The organism is Desulforhopalus singaporensis (assembly GCF_900104445.1).
GTDB lineage: Bacteria > Desulfobacterota > Desulfobulbia > Desulfobulbales > Desulfocapsaceae > Desulforhopalus_A > Desulforhopalus_A singaporensis.
Genome location: NZ_FNJI01000027.1, coordinates 54,315 through 72,049 on the forward strand (window position 1 = coordinate 54,315; position 17,735 = coordinate 72,049).

Consider the following 17,735-nt stretch of genomic DNA (forward strand, 5'->3'; position numbering starts at 1 on the left):
CCCATATTGTTTCTGGAGGAAAAATTATGGACGCACTGAGAAAAATGGTGGTTGGTCTGCTTTGTGTTTTGCTGATTTCGCTGGGAACGATCGATATCGTAACGGCTGAGAACGGTGTCGATGACGGAACCAATGTTGAGGACGGTGGCTCGACACCTGATGGTGGCAGTGATGATGGGGGGGCTGGCGAAAACGACGACGGCACTCCCGATGACGGATCCGATGATGCAACCGGTGACGATCTCGGTGCGGGGACTGCTTTTGGCAGTCCGGCGGAGGCGGCCCGCACCGAGAATCTGGCCAAATCGTATGTTGATGGCCTGACCGATGACGCCGTCAGTGAAACCCTGGCTGCGACTGCAACTGAGCCCACCGCTTATGATGAGTCAATGCGTGAAGAGCTTGCCGCTCAGGTTGAGGCCGACATCAGGGAGATGCGGCAAGAAGAGCACATGGGCTGGGGACAGATAGCCCATGAACTTGGGGTTCATCCCGGCCGGCTCGGGCTCGGCCACTATAAGAACGTGGACCAAGGTTTTGCGGTTGACATACCCGATGACGAACTGGCCGCCGCAACCGAGCTGGACACCAGCGGAACCCCCGGTCATGGGTATGGCCGGAAGGATGGAGAGGCAGTGCATGGCGCGGGAGCAGGCAAATATGGTCTGCATTCCCGGGATAAAGGCAAGGGACTCTCCGGAGGCGGATCTTCCGTGACCGGAGCCGATAAGGCGGCGAGGGGCAACAGCTCCAAAGGTGAGCGCAGTGGCGATAATGGCAGGGGAGCAGACAAAGGAGATAGCTCCGGCAAAGGAAACAACGGCAAGGGCGGAGGCAGCGACAAAGGAAACAACGGTAACGGCAAAGGCGGTGGCAAAGGAAAGAATTAATCGGTCACGAAACCGCTTACTCCGTTGTCACTGTTTTCCTGCACCTGCACCTTTGGCCCGGAGAATTTCATATTCCCGGGCCCGGAGAATTTCCTTGTTGGTCCTTGTCCCTGACGGGTCCCTGTAGGGGATTCCCTTGACTGAGTTGATCAGGTGCAGGTCCCGTTCGGGGAGTTCTCGGGTGATCAGCGACTGGTTCGGAGATGCGATTGTTCCGCTCCGCTCCCTGCCGAAAGGTTCTGTCTCTCCCACATGAAAACCTGCCTGCATAAGACCGGAGCGGACCGGAATGGCCGCGCAGTAGGTGAGAAGAAGGCCGTCGCTTTTGAGCAGGGGATAGAGGGTGCGGAAAAAATCGACACTCCAGAGTTCGCTGTTCTTCTGCGTTGAAAAACCGTCCAGCCAGATATAGTCGAAATTCGCCCCTGCCCTGGTCGCCGTGTAGCGGGCATCTCCCCACAGAAGCTCTATGGAGCATCCGCGGTGTTGCCAGCGGCCGTCCCGGCACAGGATATCCAGGCAATTGTTCCAGTCGAACAGGTTGTTTTTCATTCGTATCTCTCTGGCGGCTCTTTCCACCACCTGGCGGTCCAGCTCCAGCGCCGTTATCTCCAGGGCTGCCGAATTCTCGATTGCCAGCTCGCATGAAACCAGGCTGTTGTATCCGAGCCCGAAACAGATGTCGAGGATTCGTACTGTTTGATCTCTTTTCAGCTTTTCTTCAAGTCCCGAAGGCGTGCAGAACTTGTTTTCCGCTTCCGACCTGGCTCCGGCCAGGGTGTGGTAATGCTCTTTTACTCTCTTGTTGTAAAAGGTTACCGAGCTGTCTTCGGTCACCACCGCCCTGTCCTGCACGGTGGATGGCGGCCTGACTGAAGCGGCTGAGTTGTCGCGGAGCGCACAGCCCTGGGCGACGGTTCTTGCACGCATCTGCGTTGCCAGATATTTACGGAATTGTCCCTTTGACATCGACCATTGCGGGGCCAGCAGTCCTGACGGCGGACTGTCGGTGGTCAGCCTTATGATAGGGATCTGTTCCGGGATCTGGGGCAGCAGCTGGAGAAGGATTTCCGCATACTCATGCTCAGAGAGCACTTCAAACCGGGACGTACGATACTCGTCGGCAAGCTTTGTTCCTTCCAGGATGTGGAGGTTGTGCAGTTTTATCGCATCGATGGGAAGTGCGGCCACCTTTTTTACGGTCTGCAGATATTCCTCAAGACCTTCGCCCGGAAGCCCGATAATAAGATGTGCGGCAACCGAAATATCCGCGCGGTGAAGCTTTATGATCGCCTCGCAACTCTCTTTCCAGCCGTGTCCCCGGTTGATGCGCTTGAGCGTTTTATCGTGACAGCTCTGGACCCCCAGCTCAATCCAGACATCGAGCCTGTTGTTCAGTGTCCTGAGAAAGTCCACAACCTCGTCGGGCAGACAGTCGGGCCTGGTGCCGAAGGCGATCGCCCTGAAGTTGTGTTTGCTGCAGATTTTTTTCACCAGCTCTTCGAGCTGTTCCACAGAGCTGAAGGTGTTGGTGAAAGCCTGCAGATATGCCATAAACGCGGTGGCCCCGTATCGTCTTTGCGCAAACCGGACGCCTTTTTCGATCTGCTCCTCGATCTGTTCAGCATCGCCAAGCTGGACGGCTCTTGCGCCGTCTTCCGGACAGAAGGTACAGCCGCCCTTGTTATCGCTCCGGCGATGGGGGCAGCCCAGGCCGGCATCGATAGGCACCCGGTAGAGGATTTCACCGTAGCTCTTCTGCAGGTAGTCGCGGTATTCGAAGATATCGAGTTTCAGGCTCATTGCTTGGTGTCGCCGGTGCATCTACCGGCACCAGGTTTGACTTTGATGATTATTTTCCGGAAAAATCTCTTGCTACAGATAGTTCTTGTAGAGCGCCTGGGTGCCGAAATTTTCGCCTCCCTGTTCGGCAAGCTCTTCATACATGGATTTTGCAAGAGCCAGCCCTTTGGCGGACAATCCTATCTCTTCTGATGATTCAAGGGCGATCCGCATATCTTTGATAAAATGCTTCACGTAAAATCCGGGTTCGAAGTTGCCGTTTATAATCCGCGGACCAAGGTTGCTCAACGACCATGAAGCTGCTGCTCCGGATGCAATTGTTTCAAGAACCGTACCCGGATCGAGCCCTGCCTTTTCGGCGTATCGGATCGATTCGCAAACCCCCAGCATGGTGGAGGCGATGGCGATCTGGTTCGCCATCTTGCAGTGCTGTCCGCTTCCGGCGCTGCCCTGGTAGACAATGTTTTTGCCCATCAGGGAGAAAATCGGCATAACTGCATTGAATACATCTTCGTCTCCCCCGACCATGATGGAGAGTTTCCCCTCTTTTGCCCCGATATCACCTCCTGAGACCGGCGCGTCGAGCACGGCGACCCCTTTTTCCCTTGCCTTGTGGTAAATCCGGGCGGCCAGCTGCGGGCTGGAGGTGGTCATGTCCACCGCGATGTTTCCCGGGCTCAAGTGGTGAAGGATTCCGTCATCGCCCAGGTATATCTGTTCAACGTCGCTTGGGTAGCCAACGATTGTGATGACAACATCCGAGTCTGATGCGACCTTGCCCGGATTGTCGCACCAGTGCGCGCCCCGCTTGATCAGTTCTTTTGCCTTGTCTTTGGTGCGGTTGTAGACATTCAGGGAAAAACCGCCTTCAAGAAGGTGCGACGCCATCGATTTTCCCATTACGCCAATGCCGATAAATCCAACGGTAGTATCAGTTCCGACAGGTTTCACGAGTATCTGCTCCTTTCAGGTTGATTAAATGGTTGCGAAAAAAATAATACCAGAAACATGGTAACAATAAAAATCGATAAACTGTGGAACCTTAAAAAAAACAGGCACCGGGGAAATGTTCAGCAGCCGCAGGGGGAGTTGCTTTTGCCTCTTAACCTGTTCCACCAGCTGTTAATGATATAGGCGGCGCAGCCGCAGCCGTCATCAGGGTTGACGAAGATTGCGCCGACCGGACAGTTCCTGGCGCAGGCTCCGCACTCCATGCAGCTGTTTTTATCGGTGATGCGGGCTTTTTTTTCAACCACCTTGAAAATTCTGTGGGGACAGACGATTTCACAGTTGCCGCAGCCGATGCACTGTTCTTGTGTCAGGTGCAGAATCGCGGTATTATCAAGGTATCTGAATGTCTTCATTGTCGTTACTCCTGCTAAAATGGTGCCGCAACCCAGCAGATGACAGCTGCCGCCGTACAGATCAGCTGGAACTTGAGCCCTCTTGTCATCTCCTTTTTGACTCCGGAAAGAGAAGTGAAGACCGTTGAGCCGGTAAAGTTCATTGCCAGATAGGACGAGCATCCGCAGATCCACAGAAACATTGACAAGAGTTCGAAACTGTTCGGTCGCCCGGCAACTGCCGCGAGATACAAAAACGCAAGCAGGGCGCCGACAACTGCACCCTTGAGCCAGAATTGACGGGCAGGGATCCACGGCAGCAGCAGCGGGGTGACGACGGCTCCGGCGGCAACCGCAGTCAGGGTTGCATAAATCAGAAGGGAAAATCGTTCAAGACCGGCCCTGAGGCTGAAAATTTCCGGAGAGATTGCCGAGAGGACAAAAAACAGAACACAGGCGATGGCCAGTTGTTTCCAAAGCATGCAGATTTCAAGGGGGATGAGCACCGCCCGTTCCGCAAGGGAAAAGGTTACGCTGCGCATTGCTTCATCAGCTTTGCCCCGCTGCAAAAACAGCACCAGGTCCGAAGCCCTGATCGGGCCGAATTTGGCGGAGAAACCGCTCAGTTTATGCAGGTTGTGCGCGGCTACCCCGTTGGCTGAGAGTTGGGGCAGGATGAGTTCCCGATGTTTGACCACGTGGATCAGTCCGCACCGCTGTATCTGGTAGGCTATCTCTTCTGCGGAGAAAGTACCTTTGCCCGAGGCGCACCAGACGTTGATGCCCCTGGTGTCGATTATCAGCAGCCAGCAACTCAGTGAACCAAGCTCTTTCCTGAGGGAATCGAAGCTGAGCTTGTAGTTCGCCGTAACCAGTACCGGGGAATTTTCATCGGGACTGCCGGTACAGTAGAGCCCGGGGGTGACGCTGTAGCCGTCTCTGGTAAATCCGGTGCGCGCACCGATTGTTCCGAGAAGGTCGCGGCGGGAGAGCGTCGTTGCGACAACAGGTACCGGACCGCAAGCGGTATCGATAAACCGGTCGACAAAAGGAAGAAGCCGGTAACCTGCCTTTTCATCTCCACCGGACCGTGGAGGTGAAGGGGGGCCTCAGCAGGTCTCTCCGGTCACCTCCGGGGGTATCTGCGGCCGGTTGGCGACGGGGGACGCTTCAATGTGCTGTTGTAAAAAACTGTTCATGCCGTACCTCTTGTTAACAATACAAAATAATCATTTTACGAAAGTCTGGAAAGCCCCTGCTCCAGATCCTCAAGGATGTCGCTGCACGCCTCAAGGCCTATGTTGAGACGGATGATGGTTTTATCCTTATAGCGGCATTCGGTAGCCCTGCTCAGTTTGCCGGCGGTTACAAGACTTTTGTATCCGCCCCAGCTGTATCCGAGATGAAACAGGCGAAGCGCGTCGATAAACTGTGCCAGCTGCTGCTCGGAATAGTCTTTTTTAAAGGTAAAGCTGAATAGTCCGGAAGATCCGGTGAAATCACGTTTCCAGATATGGTGCTCCGGGTGGGAATCAAGTGCCGGATGGAGGACCTTGTCCACCAGCGGGTGATTCTCCAGCCATCGGGCAACCGTAAGTGCCGACTGCTGGTGCTGCAGAAGACGCGGCTCAAGAGAATGCATGCCCCGGAGCGCGAGGTAGCATTCTTCGGCGGGGGTGTATATCTCCATAGTCTTATAGTATTTGTCGATCACCGGGCTCAGTTTTTCGTTGGTTGAAACCGAGCCCGCCAGCAGATCCGAGTAGCCGGAAATATACTTGGTCAGGGAATGGATGGTGATATCAACGCCGATATCGAACGGTTTCAGAAACAGCGGGGTTGCCCAGGTATTGTCGAGCATGGTGATTATATCCCTTTCTCTGGCTATTTCGGTTATAGCCGGGATGTCCTGTAGCTCGAAACTTTGCGATCCCGGGGATTCAAGGAGAATCAATACCGTATTCGGTTGCAGGTATCGTTCGATGTCACCCCCCGCATTGGCGGGAATCGGGGTGTGGTCGATGCCGAATTTTTTCAGTATTTTCCGACAGAACCGCTGTCCGGGTCCGTAAGCGTTGTCGCAGACGAGAATATGGTCCCCGCTTCTGGTGCAGGCCATCAGAGCATTCTGGATCGCCGCTATGCCCGATGGGAAAATGCGCGTGAGCACCGCGCCCTCGAGCAGACGCATCGCTTCCTCGAACTGGCGCTGGGTGGGAAGTCTGTCGGTGCCGTAGGTAATGCCTTCATATTGATTCTTGCCGGCGTTCACCATATCCCGGTAACTGTCAAAAAGTACGGTCGAGCCCCGGTAAATGGGAGGGTTGATGGTTTTGGCGCAGCTGTTGTCGCGTTCGGACCAGATGGTGGAGATGAGCCTTGTCTGTTGTTTCATGGAGGATAACCCGGATACGAAAAATGTTGTTTTTGAATTCACAGACAGACACTGTAATGACTGCTGCTGCCGGGTGCAACAAAAGTTGAGTGAGGATTGCGGACACAGAAAAAGATTGTACGGCCCAGGGTGGCGGTTATGTTAAGATGATCCGGGAGTTGCCAAAAAACCAAGATCCGTTAAAACGATGAGAATAGGGGTGTCGATCATTGAGTTACCAGGAAATCCTGTCGGTTATCGCCGGTTCGTTTGCGGTGTGTATCCTCTGCCAGTGGATTGCCTGGTGGATGAAGCTGCCCGCCATAATTTTTCTCCTGGCGGCGGGAATTTTCGCCGGTCCGGTATCAGGACTGTTCAACCCGGAAACACTTCTTGGGGATCTTTTTACACCGTTTGTTTCACTCAGTGTCGCCATAATCCTTTTTGAAGGCAGCCTGACACTGAGATTCAGGGATATAATGGGGCTGCAGAAGGTGGTCCGCAATATGCTCTCGTTTGGACTGGCGGTTACGTGGCTTATTTCAGCAGCCGCGGCGCACTTCGCCCTGGATGTGTCCTGGGAAATCGCTTTTCTGTTCGGAGCCATTACCGTCGTAACCGGACCTACCGTTATTGCTCCTCTGCTGAGAACCGTGAGGCCGGTCGCCAAGGTGGCCAATATCCTTCGCTGGGAAGGGATTGTTATCGACTCCGTCGGAGCGTCTCTTGCGGTTGTTGTCTATGAATTTATCATTTCCGGGGGCGGCCGGGAGGCCTGGGGCCATACCTTTGCCGCTTTTGCCGGGATTATCGGCGTGGGGGGGGCAAGCGGTGCCGTCGGCGGTTATCTGTTCGGGTTGATGCTCAGGAATCATCTTATCCCCGAATTCCTGCAAAATGTCGCCACCCTCGGGCTGGTATTCATCTGTTTTGTCACGGCCAACAGTTTTCAGCCGGAATCGGGGCTGGTGGCGGTTACGGTGCTGGGGGTGTGGCTTGCCAACATGAAGGACATCGACCTTGAAGCGATACTCGAATTTAAGGAGAGTCTTAGTGTTCTGCTTATTTCCCTGCTGTTTTTAATGCTCGCCGCCCGCCTGGATTTTACCGCGTTTTCGGCTATCGGCTGGGAAGCGCTGTTCGTGTTTGTGGCGGTTCAGTTTGTCGCCCGTCCGGTAAATGTGATACTGTCCAGCATCGGCTCGCAGCTGAGCTGGCCTGAGCGTCATCTTCTTGCGTGGATAGCGCCGCGGGGAATCGTCGCTGCAGCCATCGCCTCCCTTTTTGCCATTCGCCTGGAAGCTGCCGGGTTTGATGATGTCGGTTACCTGGTGCCCCTCACTTTTGTGGTGATCATAGGAACCGTTTCGCTGCAGTCTGTCACCTCAAGGCCGATTGCGAGATGGCTGGGGGTTGCCCTTCCCGAACCACGGGGTTTTCTGATTGTCGGAGCCAACCTTGTTGCGAGGGAAATAGGGAAGGTCCTGCAGGACAACGGTTTCCCGGTTCAGCTTGTCGATCCAGACCGGCAAAAGGTGATGAAGGCAAGGGGAGAAGGGTTGAAGAGCTTCTCCGGGCACCCCGTTTCCGTCTATTTCGACAGACACATGAATTTTTCCGGTACGGGGAAAATGCTGGGACTTGCTCCCAACGAGAGTGAGAATACGGCGGCGGTCATGCACTATCGCCTCGAGTTCGGCAAAAACAACGTCTATGCTCTTGATACGGGGAAGAACAAGGGGAGAAAAGATAATAATTCCATGACCCAGAGGAGGGGGCAGATACTTTTTGGCACCGAGGTGAGCTATAAAGAACTCGCCTCATGCCTTGAAAGCCAGGGGCAGATCCGCACTACCGGGTTGAGCGACCGGTTCTCCTACGATGAATATCTGGCACTGCATCAAGACAACGCTATTGTGCTGTTTTTTATAGACACCAGAGACAGAATCAGAATTGTCACACACCACAATAAAATAAAACCCGAACCGGGGTGGAAGGTGATCGCGCTTATTAGAAATAAAGCGGATCGAACTGATGGCAGCAGCGCGTGAGCAAGTTCGGCAACTTACGTCGTCATTTACCATATAGGAACGCGTTGCCCCGGCTATCTGAGCGTGAAAATTTGTTCCAGCCGCCCGTCTATCCAGCTGCTCAGACGATAATCCTGCAGAAATCCGCAATGGCCGCCGAAAGGGGTTATTTCCAGGGTGAGGTTTGGCAGGTCGGCAAGATGGTCCAGCTCGTCAGCGGTGGTTATCGGATCGTCTGCGGCAGCTATTATCTGTACCGGATGAGTAAGATTGCCGAGCAGGGAACCGGTTATCCGGTAGGCACCAAAATATTCCTGGCGGGTAGCGTAGCCTGTGTGGCGGGGGACGAAATAATCGTGCATCAGGGAGAGTCTGGTTAACTGCAGCAAGCTCTTGCGGTAATTCAGTTCCGGAAAAAAGGCGAGCTTTCGGGTGAGTGATTTTTTCCATTTCCGGACAAAGTAATAGTGGTAGATTGCATGGTTCTTTTCAATATTTTCCGTCGCCGCGGCAGGATTTATCAGGGGACAGATTGCCGCTGTTCTAGTCAGGGAAAGTCCCGGGACCGGTGCTTTCCCAGCGATTCGCAAGGCGAAATTGCCGCCAAGGGAGAAGCCGGTCAGAAAATGATGATCGGATGGGAACTGTTTCTGGATCTGGACGATGGCGCAGACCACTTCGTCAAGCCTGGTGGAGTTGAACAGCTCCCTGTTCAGGTGGTGACTTGGTCCGTGGTCCCTGAGATTCAGCCTGAAGATGTTGAATCCCTTGTTGAAGAGGTGGGTTCCTGCGGACAGGATATAGGCCGACTCCATGCTCCCTTCCCATCCATGGATAAGGGTTACCGTTCCCCGGCTGTTTTCCGGGTTGTGGCTGTATGATCCGAGCAGCCGTACTCCATTTTTGCACTCAAGGATAACCTCCTTGCTTGCCTTGACCAGCTCCCTGCTGCTCAGGCAAGCGAGGATTTTTCGCGGCGTAAAACTGGCAAGCGTTGTCTGCAGATTGCAATTGCGAAGCAGCAGAGGAGGGTTGTATGGTGCCGTCATGGTACTGGTAGTTTGGCTGAAAAGTAAAATGCTCAATCGGCAGTCATTGCTCACCCTGCCCTGATTGACTGGAGTTCTCTTAGCGTTATAGTTATCATATTGTTTATAAAATGGAATTTATTTTCTCATACCACGGATCGATATCATGACGGAGACATCTTTTGTTCGGGTCGGCTGGCTCATTGACGGTGCCGGAGGTCCGGTGCAGGAAAATGTCGTACTGAAAATTCAAAACGGATATATAGAGTCTGTCGATCCGGCTTACCAGGACACAACCCTGAACGACCGTGCCGTGGTCGACCTGAGCTACTGCACCATACTGCCGCCGCTGGTGGACTGTCATGTTCATCTTTTTATGTCGGCTGCAACCGATGAGCAGGTTCGCAGAAAACAGTTGAGTGCGGGGTATCGTGAGCTCAAGCCAGTGATAAGGGAGCATCTTCACCACCTGTTCAGCCACGGTGTTCTCGGAGTGCGCGACGGGGGCGACAGGGGTGGTTTTGTCCTCCGCTTCAGGTCGGAAAACGAGATGCATCCCCTGGTGAACCTGGCTGTGTCGGGCAGGGCATGGCACCGGGAAAAACGGTACGGTGCGCTTATCGGCCGGAGCAACGGTGCGGAAAGGTTGGCCAAGGCGTACCTGGAAAATGTGGAGCCCGTCGAATTTGTCAAGCTGGTGAATTCGGGACTAAACAGCCTGATGGTTTTCGGCAAAGAGACCAGCTCCCAGTTTACAGCAGAGGAGATAACGGAACTGGTGGCCGCTGCCGCCGCCAATAACCAGAAAGTCATGGTTCATGCCAACGGTCGGGAGCCTGTGAGAACGGCTGTTGAGGCGGGCTGTTGCTCCATAGAGCACGGATTCTTCATGGGTAAAGAGAATCTCAGGCGGATGGCTGACCGCAACACCTTCTGGTGCCCCACCGTGTTCACCATGAAAGCGTATGGTACAAACCTGGCACCGGGGGCGCAAAACGTCGATCATCGGGTTATTGCCGGGAATATGGAACATCAGCTGGAACAGCTGGCATATGCAAGGGAGCTCGGGGTTCAGGTGGCTATGGGTACGGATGCGGGAAGCCTTGGCGTGCTTCATGGAGAATCCATGGTGGAAGAAATGAAATTGTTCAAGAAGGCCGGATATTCACTGGTTGAAATTATACGATCGGCCACCTCCGTGGGAGCTTCACTGCTTGGAATCGACAGTTTCGGGGAGTTGGTAAAAGGCAAGCACGCGAGCTTCCTTGTCTGCCGCGGCACCCCTGCACAGCTGCCGAGGAAGTTGTCTTATCTGGAAGATATATATATCGATGGCGTTTCATGCGAGATGTACCGGAAAAATCCATATAAAAACGTTGTTGCTAAGTGATAATCTTGAGTTATGGCACACAAATACCCCAAAGATCTGGTTTTTGAGCTGCTTGCCCTCTGGCGGGAGGGCAAGGACAGTGCAACTGCGGAAGCGAAAAGAAAAACAGAGGAGTTTCGCAGACTTCCCGATTTCGATGTGCTTGAGCAGCTGGTGTCGATCTGTTACCAGGTCAGTCAGCTGCGGGAGGAAGAGCGCGGTCTGCGGTTCAGGTTGATGCTCTGTGAACCCGATGACATCGACAGGGACGGTTCCGGGGAGCAGCAGGGACTTTTTACCCTCAGTTTTGATGAACCCAGGCCATTTAACGAATACGAGCTCCTCAAGCTCGGACCGTCGACCGATTATAAAAATTCACTGATCGGTATTCGCTATACCCGGGCCGAAGGCCTGCAGATCTGGGGGATGATTCATTCCGGCTCACGCTGGATGCATGCCATCCACGGCGGCAGCAAACAGGCAACTCCGCTGCCAAAAGCGCTCGGTATAAATGTGGTCGGCCCGGGGCGTATCATACTCTGCCGCGGCCTTGAAATTCTCGCCCAGCTGAGTGGCGGTAATATAATATCGCCCTCGACCAACGTGTTCCAGTCCGAGTGGGTCACCAGGAGATTTGCCCAGGTCCGCAAGGAGTTGAGCATGCTCCACGGGAGAAACGCCGGAAGCTCGACTGATCATTGGGCTAAAATCGATCCGGCATTCTTTCCGAGCCTCTATACGCAGTTTTTAAAACATGTGATAAGCACCGTCCGCAGTTCCGGGCACGGAGGAACCGTTATTTCCTTTCCTGCCGGAATGGATGAGCTCGTGGCCCATGACAATCCGTACATTGACGTGAAGTACCGTTTTTCCGAAAACGGGGCGAGAAACCAGCTGCGCAATGTCGTACTGCAGATTACCGAGGTGTTGGCCAGGAGCTGCGGGAAACTGTATGGCCCTGAATATGTGGCTGGCTGGAACGACTATGTCACCCTGCAGACCCGGGAGCTGGCCCAGCTTGACGAACGGGTGTTCAAGTTTGCCAGGTTCATCGCCAGGATGGCTGGAGTCGATGGGGCGGTGGTTACCACAGAGGGTTTGGAAATAATAGGTTTTGGCGGGATCATACAGGGAACCATGGAGATGGGGGGCAGCGTGGCCAAAGCGTTTGATCCGGAGGGGGTGCAGCGGGAGATCGAACGGGTCGAAAGTGTCGGCACCAGGCACCGGTCCCTCTATTATCTTTGCAATAAACTCCAGAACATTCTGGGGATCATCGTATCGCAGGACGCCAAGGTGCGCATCGTCACCTGGAACAAGGACATGGTTACCTGCTGGGACTTGATCCCCATAGATTTCACCTGAAGCGGGTCAGCTTCTGGCGCCCGAATCTGTCAGGGTTGGTGGCCATATCTCTTGAGGTATATTTCCGACAGCGTGAGAAATGCCGTGATTATCAGCGGGCCGTAGATAATTCCCATGACTCCGTAAACACTGAGGCCGCCGATAATGGAAAGAAAAACCAGCAGGGTGTGCATCTTCACCTCGTTGCCCACCATCTTGGGTTTGACCAGATATTCAATGCCCATCGACAGGAGCAGGTAAAAAACAAAGAGAAAAATTCCCTCACTCATCCGGTCGCTGAGCGCCAGGATCGCCGCAGTCGGGATCATTACCAGGCCGATTCCAAAAATAGGGAGAAAGGCGAGAATAGCCATGATACTTCCCCATAGCAAAGGGGAGTTGAGGTTCAGTATTGAAAAAATGGCTCCTCCGAGAATTCCCTGTATCAGGCCGCAGATGCCGTTTCCCTTCAGGATTGCGTTGGCAATCTGATGAAATTTATTTATCAGCAGGTCGTTTTCGTCTTCCGGCAGCGGCGAGAGGCGCTTCATGTAAGAGATAAATTTCGGCTGGTCGATCAAGAAAAAGAATATGATCAAGATCATGATGCAAAACAAAAACAGAAAGTGCAGAAAGTTTGCCGCCCAGCCGCTCGCCTGGTTGTAGAGGAACAGCCCGCCTTTTTTCACCAGATAAGTAAAGGCGTCTGTCACCTGGGACGGGTCAAAGGTGAAACCGACTTCGTGCAATTGTGACTGCAACTGCAGAATAAGGGGACTTCCCTGGAGAAATTCCTGCAGCTTGAAGCCTACCCGGCTGTCTCTTCCCCAGGTATACAGGTTGAGCGCTTCATCGGTTAGCGAGATGATGAAGAAAATCATGGGGATAATCACGATAGCAATAATCAGCAGGCAGGTTATCACCGATGCGACCCATTCCGGAAAACGGTGTCTGGTAAAAAAGATATAGATTGGCCTGAACAGGTTGGTAAGCAGAAACGCCAGGACCAGAATTGACCAGAAGGGCCAGAGAATGCGGCCGAAGAAAAAAATGGAGATCAAAAAAACGATGAGAAAATATCTGATCCCCATGGGGCTGTTGTGGTGTCCGGTGTTCTGCGGTGACGGATTTTTTATGTGCATTGTTGCGTATTGGCTGGTTGGGGGATGTTTGGCCTCGATCAAATTGAGTTGCAATTAAACCGACAGCTGCGTTATTTTGTTCTGTTGTCTGGATTCTTTCCGGGACAAGAAAACAAAGCACGTGATGCAGGAAAATATATTACTTCCATAAATTTAAGCAAATATAAATTGTATTGGCAGGGAGATTTCAGTTATGTGGGAAGATCTTGAAGTTGCAGTGGAAAAAATCGCGCCGGACAAGATGAAACCGAAACCGCCGGAAGACAATCTGGGGTTCGGAGCCTACTTTACGGATCATATGTTTGTTATGACCTGGTCGAGGGAGCAGGGGTGGCACGACGCCAGAATCTGTCCCTATCAGGACTTGAAAATGGACCCCGCAGCAAGAGTCTTCCATTACGGTCAGGCGATATTCGAAGGTACCAAGGCCTATCTGGGAAAGGATGGCCAGGTGTATCTGTTCAGGGCCGCCGACAACTTTGAACGGATGAACGATTCGGCCCTTCGGATGTGCATGCCGCGGTTACCGGTAGACAAGGTGGTTAAGGCGCTTAAGGCTCTTGTCTACCTGGACAGAGAGTGGATACCGTCAGGAGATGGAGCGAGTCTGTATATCAGGCCGACAATGATCGCAGCGGAACCGGCCCTGGGGGTGTCGCCCTCCAGTAAATATTATTTTTATATTATCCTGAGTCCGGTTGGCTCCTATTACGGCCAGGGGTTCACCCCGACCAGGATTTACGTGAGTGACGAATATGTAAGGGCGGTGAAAGGTGGAGTGGGAGCGGCCAAGGTCTCCGGCAACTACGGCGCTTCACTGCTTATGTCTGAAAACGCCAAAAAGGCCGGATGCAATCAGGTGCTGTGGCTTGATGCGTGTGAACATAAATATGTTGAAGAGGTCGGTACCTCGAATATATTTTTCGTCATCGGCGACCAGTTGATAACCCCCTCTTTGAGTGGATCGATTCTTCCTGGAATCACCCGGGATTCAGTGATCAAAATTGCCGAGAGCTGGGGGGTGGAGGTTGTGGAACGAAAGATATCCATAGACGAAGTCTTGGGAGCCAGCAACTCGGGGAGCCTCAAAGAGGCTTTTGGAACGGGGACTGCCGCAGTGATTTCGCCGGTGGGCGAGCTGTTGTATAAAAACACTTCTTATCTCATTAATAACGGCCGGCCGGGCGAGTTGTCCAGCAGGCTCTACAAAGAGATTTGCGAACTCCAGAACGGTTACAGGGAAGACCCGTTTAAGTGGGTCGTCCGGGTTGGCTGAACTCTGAATAACATTTAATTACGGAGCCTTAGGGGATTGATCCCAAGGCTTCGTCCCGCCTCGATTTTTTTTTGTTTTTCACCCTTGATTTTTGAAAATCAAATCATATATTTTTGCGCAGTTTTGTATACCTGCCTGAAAATCGGGCAAAAAAATGAATACGGGCATCCATGTTTTACAATCGATGGACCCTTTTCTTGAAAAAACAACATATTGTATCGTTAGGAGGTAGTAATGAAAATTCGTCCATTGAATGACCGTCTTTTGGTAAAAAGACTTGCCGAAGAAGAAAGGACTGCAGGTGGTATCATCATTCCGGATAGTGCTAAAGAAAAACCTGCCGAGGGTGAGGTTGTAGCTGTTGGACCTGGCAAGGTTGCCGATAGTGGCGAAAGAGTTGCTCTTCAGGTTGCTGTGGGCGACAGAGTGCTGTTTTCCAAGTATGGCGGAACCGACGTTAAACTCGACGGTGAAGATTACTTGATCATGCGTGAAGATGATATTCTTGGAATTATGGAATAATTTTCATTTCATTAGGCTCGTCTGAAGAAAAATTATTATAAGTAGATACATCTCGTATATAAAGGGAGAATGAAATAATGGCTGGTAAAGATCTAAAATATGGAGTTAAAGCTCGGGAGTCAATTCTCAAAGGGGTAAACACCCTTGCCGACGCCGTAAAGGTGACCCTCGGTCCCAAGGGCCGCAATGTACTGATTGAAAAATCTTTCGGTGCCCCCACCATCACCAAGGATGGTGTCACCGTAGCCAAAGAAGTTGAGGTTGCCGACAAGTTCGAAAACATGGGCGCGCAAATGGTCAAGGAAGTTGCCTCCAAGACCTCTGACGTTGCCGGTGACGGTACCACCACCGCAACTGTTCTGGCCCAGGCAATCTACACCGAAGGTGTTCGTCTGGTGGCCGCCGGCTCAAACCCGATGGAAATCAAGCGCGGTATCGACAAGGGTGTCGAGGTTGTAATCGCCGAACTTGCCAAGATCGCCACCCCGACCAAGGAGCAGAAAGAGATTGCTCAGGTTGGTACCATCTCTGCCAACAGCGATGAGACCATCGGTAACATCATTGCCGAAGCGATGGACAAGGTTGGCAAGGAAGGCGTTATTACCGTTGAAGAAGCAAAATCAATGGACACCAGCCTTGACGTTGTTGAAGGTATGCAGTTTGACCGTGGCTACCTCTCTCCTTACTTCGTAACTGACCCGGATCGCATGGAAGTATCCATGGAAGATCCCTACATCCTTCTCGTTGAGAAAAAAGTTTCCAGCATGAAGGATCTGCTGCCGATCCTCGAGTCAGTAGCGAAAATGGGCAAAGGTCTCTTCATCGTTGCCGAAGATGTGGATGGTGAAGCTCTTGCAACCCTCGTTGTCAACAAACTGCGCGGCACCCTCAATGTAGCCGCAGTCAAGGCTCCCGGGTTCGGTGATCGTCGCAAGGCAATGCTCCAGGATATCGCCATTCTTACCGGTGGCCAGGTGATTACCGAAGACCTCGGCATCAAGCTTGAAAATGTAACCATCAACGATCTCGGAAGCTGTAAGCGTATCGTAACCGACAAGGACAATACCACTATCATTGACGGTGCAGGCAATGCAGACGCTCTTGCTGCACGCGTTAAGCAGATCCGTACCCAGATTGAGGATACCACCTCCGACTATGATCGTGAAAAACTGCAGGAAAGACTTGCCAAGCTTATCGGCGGTGTTGCCGTAATTAACGTTGGTGCGGCAACTGAAGTTGAGATGAAAGAGAAGAAGGCAAGGGTTGAAGATGCTCTCAACGCTACCCGAGCCGCAGTTGAAGAAGGTGTCGTTCCCGGTGGTGGAGTTGCATATCTGCGCTGCCTCAAAGCTCTTGCCGAGCTCAATCTTCCTGGTGAGCAGGCAGTAGGAAAGAACATCCTGCTCCGTGCCCTTGAAGAACCTGTGCGTCAAATTGCCAGCAATGCCGGCCGTGAAGGTTCCGTTATTGTCGAGCATGTAAAGAACCTTGAAGGCGCCAACGGCTTCAACGCTGCAACCGAACAGTATGAAGACCTCATTGCAGCCGGTGTTATCGATCCTGCAAAAGTTACCAGAACCGCTTTGCAGAATGCAGCCTCCGTATCCGGAATGCTGTTGACCACCGAGTGTGTGATCGCTGAGATTCCTGAAGAGAACAGCGGTGCTCCGGCTGGAATGCCTCCAGGAATGGGTGGCATGGGCGGAATGGGCGGAATGATGTAATTTCCCGCCGAGTCTGCTTAGAACAGTCTTGAAAAGGAAGGCCTCCGTCAAAGGATGCCTTCCTTTTTTTATGGGGTGAAACACAAATTATCTTGGAAAATTATTGACAGTTTAATACAGATAAGGTAAATCGTTGCCTCATCACTATGGCGATGTAGCTCAGATGGTTAGAGCATGCGGCTCATATCCGCAGTGTCCGGGGTTCAATTCCCTGCATCGCCACCAGACGCAACAAGCCGAATTAAAAGGCTGTTTACATATAAACCCGCTCCAGTTCTGGATGCGGGTTTTTTGTTTTTGATCAACTTGTAGGCATATTGTAGGCAAGTTTGGAAGGGCTCCACCAAAGAAAGGGGATGGGCTCTATACCACCCATGTAGCTTGATCAAATTTCCATCCTGTTTTGTCCCTGTCTCTGCACGCTAGAAACCGTCTACCCTTCCAAATGTGTTACCTCTTGCAAACACCACACTGTTGCCTTGACCGAAAGGATCCATTTCACATATTATTAAAATAGTATCATGCAAATTGTTGAGGACGAGAACATTCAATATTTCCGTCTCCAGTTTGTAGACCATAACAAATGGCAGACGATATCTGATGGCATTAAAAAGATATTATTAGAGGGAGACAAATCATGCGTGTTAATCAGCGTGCAATAATGACCCCTTAGAGAAGAAAACAGCGTCGAAAATTGACCCCTCTATGTTATCCCGTCCGTGATGAAATTATCACGGAGGAAATGGAGGATGTTAGTAGTGGAGACCATAGCAAAAATACGTCGTCGGAATGTGTCAATGAAAATGAGACACCTTTGTTGGTAATTTAGACTACCTTCTTTGTGTTGATACGAGTAGCATGTTGGCCATAACAGTCAAGGCCAAGCCCTT

Annotated in this window: 14 protein-coding genes and 1 tRNA gene; 8 read left to right on the forward strand and 7 right to left on the reverse strand. The window is 52.3% G+C overall.

What is annotated here, in order from left to right:
* Positions 1 to 26 precede the first annotated feature (26 nt).
* Entirely contained in the window at positions 27 to 890 is an 864-nt protein-coding gene (locus tag BLQ17_RS16480; protein ID WP_092224826.1) for a hypothetical protein, read from the forward strand.
* Between the two features lie 27 nt (positions 891 to 917).
* Here BLQ17_RS16480 and BLQ17_RS16485 read toward each other — a convergent pair whose 3' ends face one another.
* The 5 genes from BLQ17_RS16485 to metC all read right to left on the reverse strand — a co-directional run bounded on the left by BLQ17_RS16485 (position 918) and on the right by metC (position 6,431).
* A complete protein-coding gene (locus BLQ17_RS16485; RefSeq protein WP_176761276.1) occupies positions 918 to 2,693 on the reverse strand; it encodes a tRNA modification radical SAM protein MnmL/YtqA in 1,776 nt (591 codons plus the stop codon).
* Positions 2,694 to 2,765: 72 nt separating this feature from the next.
* A complete protein-coding gene (locus BLQ17_RS16490; RefSeq protein WP_245695199.1) occupies positions 2,766 to 3,644 on the reverse strand; it encodes an NAD(P)-dependent oxidoreductase in 879 nt (292 codons plus the stop codon).
* 119 nt (positions 3,645 to 3,763) lie between these two features.
* Positions 3,764 to 4,057 carry a mercury methylation ferredoxin HgcB gene (hgcB, locus tag BLQ17_RS16495; RefSeq protein WP_092224830.1) on the reverse strand — a complete coding sequence of 98 codons (294 nt, stop codon included), beginning with the start codon at positions 4,055 to 4,057 and terminating at the stop codon, positions 3,764 to 3,766.
* Positions 4,058 to 4,071: 14 nt separating this feature from the next.
* Positions 4,072 to 5,235, reverse strand: a complete 1,164-nt coding sequence (gene hgcA, locus BLQ17_RS23440; RefSeq protein WP_252405646.1) for a mercury methylation corrinoid protein HgcA — start codon at positions 5,233 to 5,235, stop codon at positions 4,072 to 4,074.
* A gap of 35 nt (positions 5,236 to 5,270) precedes the next feature.
* Positions 5,271 to 6,431: a cystathionine beta-lyase gene (metC, locus tag BLQ17_RS16505; protein ID WP_092224834.1), complete on the reverse strand. Its 1,161-nt coding sequence runs from the start codon at positions 6,429 to 6,431 to the stop codon at positions 5,271 to 5,273.
* A gap of 209 nt (positions 6,432 to 6,640) precedes the next feature.
* On the opposite strand from metC, the gene BLQ17_RS16510 reads away from it, so the two are divergent.
* A complete protein-coding gene (locus tag BLQ17_RS16510) occupies positions 6,641 to 8,461 on the forward strand; it encodes a cation:proton antiporter (RefSeq protein WP_245695202.1) in 1,821 nt (606 codons plus the stop codon).
* A 53-nt stretch (positions 8,462 to 8,514) separates the two neighbouring features.
* Here BLQ17_RS16510 and BLQ17_RS16515 read toward each other — a convergent pair whose 3' ends face one another.
* A complete protein-coding gene (locus tag BLQ17_RS16515) occupies positions 8,515 to 9,525 on the reverse strand; it encodes a YheT family hydrolase (protein ID WP_218121823.1) in 1,011 nt (336 codons plus the stop codon).
* A gap of 109 nt (positions 9,526 to 9,634) precedes the next feature.
* Here BLQ17_RS16515 and BLQ17_RS16520 point away from each other — a divergent pair, with 109 nt between their 5' ends.
* A complete protein-coding gene (locus BLQ17_RS16520; RefSeq protein WP_092224838.1) occupies positions 9,635 to 10,858 on the forward strand; it encodes an amidohydrolase family protein in 1,224 nt (407 codons plus the stop codon).
* Between the two features lie 12 nt (positions 10,859 to 10,870).
* A complete protein-coding gene (locus BLQ17_RS16525) occupies positions 10,871 to 12,202 on the forward strand; it encodes a putative sensor domain DACNV-containing protein (RefSeq protein ID WP_092224840.1) in 1,332 nt (443 codons plus the stop codon).
* 29 nt (positions 12,203 to 12,231) lie between these two features.
* Here BLQ17_RS16525 and BLQ17_RS16530 read toward each other — a convergent pair whose 3' ends face one another.
* Positions 12,232 to 13,323 (reverse strand): AI-2E family transporter, encoded by a 1,092-nt coding sequence (locus BLQ17_RS16530; RefSeq protein WP_245695203.1) that lies wholly within the window; start codon positions 13,321 to 13,323, stop codon positions 12,232 to 12,234.
* A 193-nt stretch (positions 13,324 to 13,516) separates the two neighbouring features.
* Here BLQ17_RS16530 and BLQ17_RS16535 point away from each other — a divergent pair, with 193 nt between their 5' ends.
* From BLQ17_RS16535 to BLQ17_RS16550, 4 genes are all read left to right on the forward strand, one after another.
* Positions 13,517 to 14,599, forward strand: coding sequence for a branched-chain amino acid aminotransferase (locus BLQ17_RS16535; protein WP_092224842.1), 1,083 nt, complete (start codon positions 13,517 to 13,519; stop codon positions 14,597 to 14,599).
* A gap of 234 nt (positions 14,600 to 14,833) precedes the next feature.
* Entirely contained in the window at positions 14,834 to 15,121 is a 288-nt protein-coding gene (gene groES, locus BLQ17_RS16540) for a co-chaperone GroES (RefSeq protein WP_092224844.1), read from the forward strand.
* 77 nt (positions 15,122 to 15,198) lie between these two features.
* Positions 15,199 to 16,845 (forward strand): chaperonin GroEL, encoded by a 1,647-nt coding sequence (gene groL, locus BLQ17_RS16545; protein WP_092224846.1) that lies wholly within the window; start codon positions 15,199 to 15,201, stop codon positions 16,843 to 16,845.
* Positions 16,846 to 16,993: 148 nt separating this feature from the next.
* A tRNA-Met gene (locus BLQ17_RS16550) sits at positions 16,994 to 17,070 on the forward strand.
* Positions 17,071 to 17,735: the final 665 nt, after the last annotated feature.